The following is a 12377-nucleotide window of genomic DNA, read 5'->3' as shown; positions in this document are numbered from 1 at the left end:
AGAATCTGATAGAAACGGTCTTAGGTTATTTGATGACTTAAATAATTTAAAATAGAACAGGCTTTCCTGTTCTATTTTTGCTAAATTTATGCTAAACTAGTAGGAGGGGGTTAAGCATATGATCAAGATTTTTGGAAAAATCCGCTACCATTGGCAGCCGGATCTATCAATGTTGATTACTTATTGGTCTTTATCAGTGATCCCAGTCTTTATTGGTCTGGCTCTTATGTATGAGAGTTCCAGTATTCCAACACTGGTACTATTTTCCTTTTTCCTCTTTATGGCTATGATGGCTGTAGGGGTTCATCGTTACTTTACCATATACGATGATGGAATCTTACGGATCATCACTGCAAACCCATTTACACCTATTAAAGTGCCTATTTCCAGTATTGATAAAGTTGAGGTTACAAAGAACTCCATCAGATTGATTTTTAATGATGGATCTAGAAGTCGTACCTTCTGCATGCGTAAGTGGCCTAAGAAATACTTTATTAATGCCCTGGCCTTAAATGACCATTTCAAGGGTGAGATTGAGTTGACGGATAATTTTATTCACGTAGATTACTACCAACTCTATTATGCAGACAATGAAAAAAGCTCTTAATCTTTGATCAGAGCTCGGGTAGGACAATTTTTGATAGCTTCTAGGACAGAGGCATCTTGGATAATTTCTTTTTCTAAGAGGTCTTCTGCAGAAGCAAATTTGACAATGCCATTGTCATGGTAGTCAAAGAGGTCAGAATAGGTTTGACAGAGCCCGCAGGCGATACAACGTTCTGGTATTAGAGTTACTTTCATACTTATATTGTAATGATTTTTAGAGGAAAACACAAGGAGGAAGTCATGGCAAAAGAACCATGGGAAGAAGAGATTTATGATGATGGAGAAGAAACATTGAAACGGACAAGTAAATTAAATGGAATCAAGGCAGATCGCCTATTAACAATTTTAGCCATTATTTTCTTTGTGATTGTAGTGATGATGGTTTGTCTTTTGATTTTCCTTTCAACAGGAGGAAGCGATAAGAAGAAACAAATGAATGGTTTCTACAATGGAGAGACCACAGTTGTATCATCAAGTAGCGCAGCTCCTGAAGCACAAAAATCAGAAGCTTCAAGTGATGATAAGCCAGAAGAAGGAACCATTACAGTCTTAGAAGGTGAAGGGGAAGCTGCTATCGCAGCTCGTGCAGGTATCTCAATTGCTGAGTTGGAGAAACTGAATCCTTCCCATATGTCTACTGGATCATGGTATGCCAACCCAGGAGATGTCGTCAAGATTAAATAAAGGATAAGCTATGAAACAGATTCAAATCGCGATTGATGGTCCTGCATCTAGCGGGAAGTCAACTGTTGCTAAGATTATTGCTAAAGAGCTAGGTTACACCTATCTGGATACGGGTGCCATGTACCGAGCAGCTACTTATTTGGCTCTCCGTCATGATTTGACTGAAGCAGATGTTGACCAGTTGGTTGATCTACTGAACCAATATCCTGTTAGCTTTGGTCGGTCTGAAGATGGCCAGCAATTAGTCTTCGTAGCTGATGTCGACGTGACACATCCTATCCGTGACAATGAAGTGACCAATAATGTCTCTTGGGTATCTGCCTTGGCACCTGTTCGTGAACGCTTGGTAGCGCAACAACAGCAGATTGCAGCTCAAGGTGGAATCGTGATGGATGGCCGCGATATTGGAACGGTTGTCTTGCCAGATGCAGAGTTGAAGATTTTCTTAGTAGCTTCTGTAGAAGAACGTGCAGAGCGTCGCTATAAGGAAAATTTGAGCAAGGGCATTGAAACAGATTTAGAAGTATTGAAAAAAGAAATTGCTGAGCGGGACTATAAAGACAGTCACCGAGAGGTTTCTCCATTGAAACCAGCAGCAGATGCCATTCATTTTGATACGACTGGTGTCGGGATTGATCAAGTGGTTGCATTTATTGAAGAAAAAGCAAAAAAAATCCTTGACAATCCATCATAAACTTGATATCATATAAAAGTTGAGAAAAGCAGAAGTGAGAACTTCTCGCCTTGCGACTAACGTTGTCTGGCCCCTACGGATCAAGTTTCAGAAATGAACTATAATCATGTAGTGCGGGTTTGCGTTAGCAAGTCCGCTCTTGTTTTTCTCTAAAATAAAAAAAGAGGTGAAAACCATAGCAAAGCAAGACTTATTCATCAATGATGAAATTCGTGTACGTGAAGTTCGCTTAATCGGTCTTGAGGGCGAACAATTGGGTATCAAACCACTTGGTGAAGCGCAAGCACTTGCAGACGACGCTAATGTGGACTTGGTTCTCATTCAACCTCAAGCTAAACCTCCTGTTGCGAAAATTATGGACTACGGTAAGTTCAAATTTGAGTACCAGAAGAAACAAAAAGAACAACGCAAAAAACAAAGCGTTGTGACCGTGAAAGAAGTTCGTTTGAGCCCAGTTATTGACAAGGGTGATTTCGATACAAAACTTCGCAATGCTCGCAAGTTCCTTGAAAAAGGGAACAAAGTGAAGGTTTCCATTCGCTTTAAGGGTCGTATGATCACCCATAAAGAGATTGGGGCAAAAGTTTTAGCCGACTTCGCTGAAGCAACTCAAGATATTGCTATCATCGAACAACGTGCTAAAATGGATGGTCGTCAAATGTTCATGCAGTTGGCGCCAGCAACTGACAAGAAATAATCTGTCAGAAAGTTAAAAAAAGGAGAAAATATCATGCCAAAACAAAAAACACACCGCGCATCAGCTAAACGTTTCAAACGTACAGGTTCTGGTGGACTTAAACGTTTCCGTGCTTACACTTCTCACCGTTTCCACGGAAAAACTAAGAAACAACGTCGTCATCTTCGCAAAGCATCTATGGTGCATTCAGGAGATTTCAAACGTATCAAAGCAATGCTTACTCGCTTGAAATAATCGCGTATTTGTAAGTAAAGAATTCTAGGAAATATTGGAGGAAATATAAATGGCACGTGTTAAAGGTGGCGTTGTATCACGCAAACGTCGTAAACGTATTCTTAAATTAGCTAAAGGTTACTATGGAGCTAAACACATCTTGTTCCGTACTGCAAAAGAACAAGTAATGAACTCTTACTACTATGCATACCGTGACCGTCGTCAAAAGAAACGTGACTTCCGCAAATTGTGGATCACACGTATCAATGCGGCAGCTCGTATGAACGGTCTTTCATACTCACAATTGATGCATGGTTTGAAATTGGCTGAGATCGAAGTAAACCGTAAAATGCTTGCTGACTTGGCTGTTAACGATGCAGCAGCTTTCACGGCTCTTGCAGACGCAGCTAAAGCAAAACTTGGTAAATAATTGATAAAGAGATCCACATGGATCTCTTTTTTTGGATGATGGAATCGGCTGTGACAGTGTCATCTTTTTTTCTTGCTGATTTCGTGCTATAATGAAAAAAATTAGAAGGTTTATGAAGGAGGATAAGACTGTGGGACACAAGCGATTAGCCTGGGATGAGTATTTTGCAGCACAGGCTTTGTTAATATCAAATCGAGCAACCTGTAAGCGGGCAAAGGTAGGTGCTGTATTGGTCAAGGATCATAAGGTGGTTGCGACGGGCTACAATGGCTCTGTCTCTGGTACAGAACATTGCTTGGATCATGACTGTCTCATGGTGGAAGGGCACTGTGTTCGAACCCTCCATGCGGAAGTCAATGCCATTTTACAGGGAGCCGAACGGGGGATTCCCAAAGGTTTCACAGCCTATGTGACCCATTTCCCTTGCCTCAACTGTACCAAGCAGTTGCTTCAAGTTGGTTGCAAGCGGGTGGTTTATATCCATCAATACCGTATCGATGAATATGCTGAGTACCTCTACCGTGAAAAAGAAGTAGAACTAGTCCATCTCCCATTGGAAGTGGTCAAAGAAGCTATTGCAGAGGCTGATTTTATTTAGATGATTTTGTCTTTGTGGGAAAGTTGGTTAAAAAAGGTTTAGTTTCTACTAATTCCATTTATAATTATTTTAAAGGAATTCTTCCTATCCATTTTAGGATGTGAATGAGAGGAAGGTGAATATGATGTCACGAAAGTTTTGGTATGGCCTCCTATTCCTTGTTCAAATTCTTGGAGTAGCGTATCAAGGTTTCTTGTTGCTGTCAGGATATACTGGAATTGGGGAGAACCATCCAGTGATTGGTTTTTCTTTGACACAGATACTGCTGTGGCTTGCCTTCCAAGTGAGTCTGACGGTTCTTGTCATGAGAAATGAAGAAAGAATAGAAGGCTTCCTTCCTTATAGTGTTCTATTGACCCTTAGTATGTTTTGGCCTGAGGCGCTGCCTATTGGTATCTATGGTAGCGGGTTTATGGTTGTATGCTTTCAAATCCTCTCTTTTGCTATCCTTATGTTTCTTATAGGGAAAGTGGATTGGCTACGATTATGTTCTTCGATTAGAAAAGAAAATACCTGGTATCCAATGCTTCCTCTTGTTTCCTTGGGGATCAGTATCTTACAATTGGTAGATCGGATTCCTGTTCTCTTACGCTTCTGGAATATATTGGATCATTCAAAATCTGATTTTTACTGGAGATTATTTGAAGTTGTGGACGATGAAGTTCTACTAATAGCCTTGCTAACTAGCTTTCTCATAATGAAGAATAAGAAATTTCTTGTGATCGTGACTTGTCTATACTGTTCTTTTTATGTTCCCTCAGTCTTACTAAACTTGCTTGTTTTAAAAACTACTTCACCAATCCCTTTTTACCATTCTGTCATTTCCCTTTACTTAGTTTATAGACAGAAGGAAAGTTTGCAGAAGCTGTTTGGGATGCAGGCAAACGCCTATACTGACAAAGAAGGGGGTGCAAGTGGAGATGAAGAAGGCACAGCTGAGCGGTTAAAAAGTCAAAGAAGCTCAAATGAAGGGCGCTCCGGAAATAAGGAATCTTCGTCCTTATTATCCTATTTGCTTTCTCACCCAAAACGGCTAGGCTATCCTAATTATTTCTCGCTAATCAGAGAAAAATTGTTTATTGCTCCACTTGTTATGTTATTTGGGAACCAATCGAGTGACAGAAGTGAAAGAGTAGTAACAAAGGGGTTAGAGGCTGGGCAAGAAAGGCCTACAGTGGACGTGACTTTGGAGCAAGCCGACAATAGCAATCAGTCGTTTGAGAACTCTAGACAGCCTGTTAACGGGGTCTTAACCAATAAAGAAAATGCATCGTCTCTTTATTCGTATCTTTTTGCTCTTCCCAAATGGCTAGGTCTTACTTATTATGGCTTGGGAATCATCGGTCTTTTACTAACAGGCCCTGTTGCATTCATATTCTTTTATGCAACCCATCTTCATTTGATCTTATTCACGATAGGATTTGCTTTATCCCAGTACGCTTTGAATATAGATTCTCGACTACTTTGGAGCACATCAAGTATATTCTACGTTCTATCTGTTGTAGTTGGCTTGATACTCCCTTTACAACTTCTATCCCTTTCAGTATTTATTGTTGTCATACTTGGTGCTATCTTTTGGGAAAAACGGCCAAAGGTACTGAGAGACAGGTGGTGAAGTGAAGGAGATTAAGAGCTAGACAGAATTATATATTTTAAGTTAAGTAGTTTCTGCTAGTTGTGTAGAAAACAGGGGTTAATCATTTGCCGATGTAAAAACATCAACTTTCTACCAGCTCTATGGGAGATGAAATGACAGTTTGCATTGGTTGTTCAGAAATTCAGTCTGCTCCTATAACTGATGTTAAACATCAAAAATAGTTGATTGTTTAATAAATCAATATAGTTAAGGTTTGACTGTGTTGGAAACTTCCTTAAATAAGAGTATTTAAAAGAGTAAAAGAGAGGGATGAAAGAATGGCACATCAAAATAAATATTTGGAAAGAAAAAATGAGATAGATAAGTCACTTGACGAGATCCAACACTCGGAAATGACTCAAAATGAGTCAAAAGAAGTTCGCTACACTTCTGGCTTGCTTTCAGTCGCCTTTTACCTATCCACTATCTATCTTGTATTGTTTATCTCTTTATTTGCCCTTTCGGATATCGGTTGGGGATTTGTCGTTTTGATTTTCCTTGGTCCAAATTTATTAAGTCTTGCGATTGGAGCCTTTTTACTTCGACTAGGGATGAAGAGAAGAAACAAAACCTTGCTCTATGCGAGTATTGGACTCTATCTGCTGTCTATCATCTTGGCTTTTGATCCAGACTGGGAAATTTTTCGAATTGCACCGATAGTTTTAGGTATTCTGGTTTTAATTGGAACGCTCCTAGTTAAAGACGAGAAAAGCTATTAATGAAAAGATAGGGATGGATAACTCTACTCAATAAAAAGTATTCGGGCTGATCAAAGCTATAATTAAATCAATTCTTCCTGTCGATTTTTGAGTGCTATTCTTTGAAAGAGTAAGTAAGAACCTTAGGAGAAAGTTATGACAGATCAACAAAATTATAAATCAAACCAAGAAAAGAGAGTGTGCTTGAAGAGAATGTTCAGCCACCAATTGTTGAGCAAGATCAACAAAAGCATGTCACTACTTCAGGAATTCTAACTCTTACATTTTACCTAGCTCTCGGCTATCTTGGCTTTGTTTTATGTGGTGCTATCGCAGTAGGACCATGGGTAATTTTGTACCTACTTAACATATTGCTTCATATGGTCTGTTTTATTATTGCGACCGTTCTACTACGGAATGGGAAAAACAAGGGGGATAAAACAACTCTATATGTAGCGACAATTTGTTATTTTATTTCTGTAATTGCGGTAAATGATCCGTATTGGCATTTTAATCAGTTTATATCATTTTTAATAGCTGGGATGGTTTTTATTGGAACTTTATTGCTTCCAAATGAATAATGATGATAGAAGATGGGATGAGAAATCCTATCTTTTTTATATAGCAAGAAAACTTAGAGTAAGCGGTTACAAAATGTGGTACAATGGGAGTGAATAAATCAATTTAGACTTTACTTTGATCGTGGAGGGAAACTTATGTCTAGAAAAACATGGTATCAGGGCCTAATTTATTTAGTAGTGTTTCTTTATATTTCGACTGTTTGGATAGCAGGTAGTGAAAATGGATCGGGTTCTTTAGAGCCGCTCTCTCTTCTATTTGACATACCGAAGTATGGGTTTATCTGCTGGTTTTTATGGAAAATTCAGGAGAGAAAACTAAATGTTGAAGGATTGGTAGGGCTTGCGATTTTATCATTTAGTCAATTTATTCATTCTCTCCTATTGTTTTACCTTAGTCCAAACAAGTCAATTATACTAGCAAGTTTATTTGGTATTTGTTTCCTGTCGACTTCCATGCTACTAAGGAAGGTGGAGCTGAAACAGCTCTTGGTTTCGTGGAAGACTAGACGTAGTTGGCAAACGGGGACTTGTTTTCTTGGCCTAGCATTAGCAACTTTTGAACTGTCTACTAATAGTCTATATTTTGCAGTTCCTTCTTATGTAATCATCCAGTATTTTCTTGCCTTTGCCTTTAATGTTGCTGTGGTTTTACTTTTTCTGCTCCTAATGACAAAAGAGGATTTAAGATCCTTAAAATTATATTCGACGATATTATTGCTACTGTGTTCGGTTAAAACAATTGGTTATTTGGTGCAACCTTATGATTTATCGTCTACAGTAATATTTTATCTTCTTTTATCTATTTACCAAGTGTGTCGTGTTAATGGTGTTTTTGATCAATATGCGATAGAAGGACTAGCTGAGAATGGATCGGAGGAAGTCAGTGAAACTTCTGAAATTAAACGATTGAAATCAGATGATACAGGGGATGAAGTGATAAAAGAAAGTCCTGAGCAAAGTGAATGTCAAGCTGATTCGGACAATGATCCAAAAGGGCTCTCGCTAAATTCCCCTTGGCTATGGACATCCTTGGCTATAGCTGTGTTAAGCCTCAGTTTTCTTTTTCTTGCCCTAATGAGTGCAGGAAGCTATGCGATCCTATATCTAGCTTTTACGTTTCTTTTCCATGGCCTTTATCTTATTGCGACAATTTTACTTTGGTTAGGAATGAAGCGGGGGAGAACAGGATTTTTAAGCGCAGCGATGGTATTTTTTGGGCTTTCCGTTTTTGTATCTCGTAGTCCTGTATCTATTTTGTTAGTAATTCTTATCTGGATTGGTTCTCGGGAGAGTGAAGAAGAAAGCACAAGTTAAAAAGATATAGTTTTAAACTATATCTTTTTCTTTTTAGAAAGAAAGAAGCTCTATAGGAAATTATGGTATAATGAAGTGTTATATGGTCCCGATAAGGTGATTGAAATTTATCGCTAATGGTTTTTCTATCAGTACTTTGTAACTCTATAACACTATTTTTTTAAGGGGGGACATTTTTTATGTCAGAACGTAAATTATTCACGTCTGAATCTGTATCTGAGGGGCATCCGGATAAGATTGCAGACCAAATTTCAGATGCTATCTTGGATGCTATTTTAGAGCAGGATCCAGAGGCACACGTGGCTGCTGAAACAGCTGTTTATACTGGTTCCGTTCATGTCTTCGGTGAAATTTCAACGACAGCTTATGTCGATATTAACCGTGTGGTACGTGATACGATTGCAGAGATTGGCTATACCAATACAGAGTACGGTTTTTCTGCGGAGACGGTAGGAGTTCACCCATCCTTGGTGGAGCAATCTCCAGATATTGCCCAAGGGGTTAATGAAGCCTTGGAAGTCCGTGGAAATACGGATCAAGATCCACTTGACTTGATTGGAGCTGGAGACCAAGGTCTCATGTTTGGTTTTGCGGTGGATGAGACAGAAGAACTCATGCCATTGCCAATCTCACTCAGCCACAAGTTGGTTCGTCGCTTGGCAGAGCTCCGTAAGTCTGGTGAAATTAACTACCTTCGTCCAGATGCGAAATCCCAAGTTACGGTTGAGTATGATGAAAATGACCAGCCAGTGCGCGTGGATACAGTTGTTATTTCAACCCAACATGATCCAGAAGTTACCAATGAACAAATTCATGAGGATGTGATTAACAAGGTTATCAAGGAAGTGATTCCAGCTTCTTACCTGGATGATGAGACTAAATTCTTCATTAATCCAACAGGTCGTTTCGTTATCGGAGGTCCTCAAGGGGACTCAGGTTTGACCGGTCGTAAAATCATCGTGGATACCTATGGTGGATATTCACGTCACGGTGGTGGTGCCTTCTCTGGTAAAGACGCGACTAAGGTGGACCGTTCCGCTTCTTATGCAGCTCGTTACATTGCAAAAAACATTGTAGCAGCAGGTCTTGCTAAGAAAGCAGAAGTGCAATTGGCTTACGCGATTGGGGTAGCTCAACCTGTATCTGTCCGTATCGATACTTTCGGTACAGGAACAGTCGCTGAAAGTAAACTTGAAAAAGCAGCGCGTCAAATCTTTGACCTTCGTCCTGCAGGAATTATCCAAATGCTGGACCTTAAACGTCCAATCTACCGTCAAACAGCGGCTTATGGACATATGGGACGGACAGATATTGATCTTCCATGGGAACGTTTAGACAAGGTAGAAGCCTTGAAAGAAGCAGTTAATTGATTAGATAGAAAGAATCTAGAACAACCGTTCTAGATTTTTTTATGAAATAAATCTACAAATGTAAACAAAACTATTGACAAGAAAAAAATAAGGTGTATAATTAAACTACAAATGTAAATATATTGTCTTTGATAGGAGATAGAAAGGAAAAACAATGGCGAAAATTTCAAGTGCTGAATGGGAAGTCATGAGAGTTCTCTGGACCAAGGGAGAAACGACTTCTACAGAAATAACCAAGATTCTCTCCACCAAGCAAGACTGGTCAGCTTCAACGGTAAAAACCCTCTTGGGACGGTTAGCAGATAAGGGCTATCTAACGAGCCGGAGAGAAGGTCGGACCTATTTGTATCAGGCTGTCCTTAATGAAGAAGAGGCCAATTTAACAGCTGTTCAAGAAGTATTAAGTAAGATCTGCTTGACCAAGCATCATCATTTATTGGGGAAATTGATCCAGCAAACACCAATGACGAAAGAACAGATCAAGGACTTGCAAGAGATTCTCGCCTCTAAGGAGAGCGTGGAGCAGGTTCAATGTGATTGCCAGCCAGGCCAATGTCATTGTGTCAGTCATGTGGAGGGAATTAAATGAAAGAAGAAACCTTTGTCGTCAATGGGATGACTTGTGCATCCTGTGTGATCAATGTGGAGAAAGCTGTCAACCATCTGGACGGTGTTGAAAAAGCGACAGTGAACCTAACCACTGAAAAAATGACAGTGGAATACAATGGGGAACCATTAAGTCCAGAAGCTATTTCAAAAGCGGTAGCGGATGCCGGTTATGAGGCAGTAGTATATAATCCAGATACAGCTAAGAGCCAAGAAGAGAGAGAAGGTGACAAGCTACAATTGATCCGAAAACGGCTCTTTTGGTCTTCCATCTTCACCCTGCCACTCTTTTATCTAGCGATGGGCCCCATGATTGGCCTACCAGCACCTGCATTTGTTTCACCTGATCGAGCACCTGTGGCTTATACTCTTGTTCTTTTGTTCTTGACCATTCCTGTGATGATCTTCGGACGAGCCTTTTATCGAAATGGCTTCCGGACCCTTTTAAAAGGCCATCCTAATATGGATGCTTTGGTGGCTTTGGCGACTAGTGCAGCCTTTCTTTATAGTCTTTATGGGACTTATCACATTTTGCTTGGTCACCACCATCACGTACACCAGCTTTATTTTGAGTCTGTAGCCGTGATTCTGACCCTGATTACTCTAGGTAAATATTTTGAAACCCTGTCCAAAGGACGTACTTCTCAAGCCATCAAAAAGCTCATGCATCTGGCTGCCAAGGATGCGACGGTCTTACGTGATGGAAAAGAAGTAAAATTGCCTGTAGAAGACTTGGTCATTGGAGATCAGATCCTGGTCAAGCCAGGTGAAAAAATAGCCGTTGATGGTCAAGTGGTTTCCGGACAATCAGCCATTGATGAAAGTATGCTGACGGGTGAATCAATCCCAATCCAAAAAACTGAAGGGAGTCCAGTTTACGCTGGTTCCATCAATGGTCAAGGAAGTTTGATCTATCAGGCTGAAAAAGTTGGTCGGGATACCTTGCTAGCACAAATCATTCAGCTGGTGGAAGATGCCCAACAAACCAAAGCGCCAATCGCTAAGATTGCTGATCAAGTGGCAGGAGTTTTTGTCCCTGTAGTTATGGGGATTGCCCTCTTATCTGGTCTCTTTTGGTATTTTATCATGGGTGAAACCTTCACCTTTGCTATGACGGTAACGATCAGTGTCTTGGTCATTGCCTGTCCATGTGCCCTAGGCTTGGCTACTCCGACAGCCATTATGGTAGGCACAGGATTAGGGGCAGAACATGGGATCCTCTACAAGAGAGGGGATGTCCTTGAGTTAGCTCATCAAGCACAAGTCTTGGTCTTCGATAAAACGGGGACCATCACTCAAGGAAAGCCTCAGTTGTCTTCTTCTTATACTTATGGACAAGCTGGGAATGCCTTACAAATACTAGCCTCTCTGGAAGCTAAGTCCGAGCATCCACTAGGACAAGCCATTCTGGATGCTGCCAAGGAAGCGCATATAGACATCTTAGAGATGGAAAACTTCTCTAGTCTAACAGGAAGAGGCCTTACAGCTAGCTATGCTGGGAAGGTTTATCTGGCTGGGAATCAAGCGCTCATGGAAGAGGAAGGGGTCGATATTCATCTTGCCAAGGCTGACTTGGAAGTCTTGACCCAGGATGGACAAACCCCGATTTTCTTAGCTGAAGATGGAAAACTCATGGCTCTATTTGGCGTAGCAGACCGCATCAAGGAAGATAGTTCAGAAATGGTTGCTAGTCTAGAAAAAATGGGCAAGAAGGTCATCATGCTGACTGGGGATAATGAACGGACTGCTCAAGCTATTGCTAAGAAGGCTGGAATCCAGCAGGTCATCAGTCAAGTCCTTCCTCAAGAAAAATCACGGGTGATCCAAGAGTTGCAAGCAGAAGGCAAGTCTGTGATCATGGTGGGAGATGGAATCAATGATGCACCGGCTCTTGCAACTGCTGATATCGGGATTGCGATGGGTTCTGGGACAGATATTGCCATGGAAAGTGCGGATATCGTCGTCATGAAACCGCAATTGATGGATGTTGTCCGGGCTTTGGAAATCAGTCGCTATACGATTAAGACCATCAAAGAAAACTTGTTCTGGGCCTTTATCTACAATGTTTTAGCTATTCCGGTGGCGATGGGCCTTCTCTATCTCTTTGGGGGCCCGCTCTTAAACCCGATGCTAGCAGGTCTAGCTATGAGTTTTAGTTCAGTATCGGTTGTACTGAATGCTCTAAGATTAAAGAGAAAAAAATTGTAAAAACTAGGAGAAAAATCATCTCCTCATGCAAAAGAAAGGAAA

Annotated in this window: 15 protein-coding genes and 1 other annotated feature; of the genes, 14 read left to right on the top strand and 1 reads right to left on the bottom strand. The window is 40.5% G+C overall.

The genetic code is table 11. The annotated features are described in order from the left end of the window. The first annotated feature begins 118 nt into the window (after positions 1–118). On the top strand, positions 119–607 hold the full coding sequence (locus tag E5S68_RS04140) for an EbsA family protein (RefSeq protein ID WP_135782462.1): 489 nt from the start codon (positions 119–121) through the stop codon (positions 605–607). On the opposite strand, the gene E5S68_RS04135 is transcribed toward E5S68_RS04140, so the two are convergent. Then, positions 604–801: a ferredoxin gene (locus E5S68_RS04135; RefSeq protein ID WP_167470827.1), complete on the bottom strand. Its 198-nt coding sequence runs from the start codon at positions 799–801 to the stop codon at positions 604–606. The two genes, E5S68_RS04140 and E5S68_RS04135, sit on opposite strands and share 4 nt — an antisense overlap. Before the next feature lie 45 nt (positions 802–846). Between E5S68_RS04135 and E5S68_RS04130 the strand changes: the two genes are divergently transcribed. From E5S68_RS04130 to E5S68_RS04070, 13 genes are all read left to right on the top strand, one after another. Next, the gene (locus E5S68_RS04130; RefSeq protein WP_135782461.1) at positions 847–1290 is read left to right on the top strand and encodes an SAG1386/EF1546 family surface-associated protein; all 444 of its coding nucleotides are present in this window, start codon (positions 847–849) and stop codon (positions 1288–1290) included. A gap of 10 nt (positions 1291–1300) precedes the next feature. Continuing rightward, positions 1301–1984 (top strand): (d)CMP kinase, encoded by a 684-nt coding sequence (gene cmk, locus E5S68_RS04125; protein ID WP_135782460.1) that lies wholly within the window; start codon positions 1301–1303, stop codon positions 1982–1984. A 20-nt stretch (positions 1985–2004) separates the two neighbouring features. Then, positions 2005–2135, top strand: a sequence feature (ribosomal protein L20 leader region). Between the two features lie 15 nt (positions 2136–2150). Next, on the top strand, positions 2151–2681 hold the full coding sequence (infC, locus tag E5S68_RS04120) for a translation initiation factor IF-3 (RefSeq protein ID WP_006597373.1): 531 nt from the start codon (positions 2151–2153) through the stop codon (positions 2679–2681). Between the two features lie 33 nt (positions 2682–2714). Then, positions 2715–2915 carry a 50S ribosomal protein L35 gene (gene rpmI, locus E5S68_RS04115; RefSeq protein WP_001125942.1) on the top strand — a complete coding sequence of 67 codons (201 nt, stop codon included), beginning with the start codon at positions 2715–2717 and terminating at the stop codon, positions 2913–2915. Positions 2916–2964: 49 nt separating this feature from the next. After that, on the top strand, positions 2965–3324 hold the full coding sequence (gene rplT, locus E5S68_RS04110; RefSeq protein ID WP_000124834.1) for a 50S ribosomal protein L20: 360 nt from the start codon (positions 2965–2967) through the stop codon (positions 3322–3324). A gap of 130 nt (positions 3325–3454) precedes the next feature. Next, positions 3455–3922 carry a deoxycytidylate deaminase gene (locus E5S68_RS04105; RefSeq protein WP_023023644.1) on the top strand — a complete coding sequence of 156 codons (468 nt, stop codon included), beginning with the start codon at positions 3455–3457 and terminating at the stop codon, positions 3920–3922. 121 nt (positions 3923–4043) lie between these two features. Beyond that, positions 4044–5537 (top strand): hypothetical protein, encoded by a 1494-nt coding sequence (locus tag E5S68_RS04100; protein ID WP_234697716.1) that lies wholly within the window; start codon positions 4044–4046, stop codon positions 5535–5537. Between the two features lie 299 nt (positions 5538–5836). Further along, on the top strand, positions 5837–6277 hold the full coding sequence (locus E5S68_RS04095) for a hypothetical protein (RefSeq protein ID WP_135782459.1): 441 nt from the start codon (positions 5837–5839) through the stop codon (positions 6275–6277). Between the two features lie 179 nt (positions 6278–6456). Next, complete coding sequence (locus E5S68_RS04090; RefSeq protein WP_135782458.1) at positions 6457–6837, top strand: hypothetical protein; 381 nt, start codon at positions 6457–6459, stop codon at positions 6835–6837. A 135-nt stretch (positions 6838–6972) separates the two neighbouring features. Further along, positions 6973–8151, top strand: coding sequence for a hypothetical protein (locus E5S68_RS04085; RefSeq protein ID WP_135782457.1), 1179 nt, complete (start codon positions 6973–6975; stop codon positions 8149–8151). 179 nt (positions 8152–8330) lie between these two features. Further along, positions 8331–9521, top strand: a complete 1191-nt coding sequence (gene metK / locus E5S68_RS04080; RefSeq protein ID WP_135782456.1) for a methionine adenosyltransferase — start codon at positions 8331–8333, stop codon at positions 9519–9521. 154 nt (positions 9522–9675) lie between these two features. Continuing rightward, positions 9676–10110, top strand: coding sequence for a CopY/TcrY family copper transport repressor (locus E5S68_RS04075; protein WP_135782455.1), 435 nt, complete (start codon positions 9676–9678; stop codon positions 10108–10110). Then, positions 10107–12335, top strand: a complete 2229-nt coding sequence (locus E5S68_RS04070) for a heavy metal translocating P-type ATPase (RefSeq protein WP_135782454.1) — start codon at positions 10107–10109, stop codon at positions 12333–12335. The genes E5S68_RS04075 and E5S68_RS04070 overlap by 4 nt, the downstream gene beginning before the upstream one ends. Positions 12336–12377: the final 42 nt, after the last annotated feature.

This window comes from Streptococcus rubneri (assembly GCF_004785935.1).
In the GTDB taxonomy this organism is placed as follows: Bacteria; Bacillota; Bacilli; order Lactobacillales; family Streptococcaceae; genus Streptococcus; species Streptococcus rubneri.
Note: the sequence above shows the minus strand (reverse complement) of the source record. Positions and strands in the feature narration are given on the sequence as shown.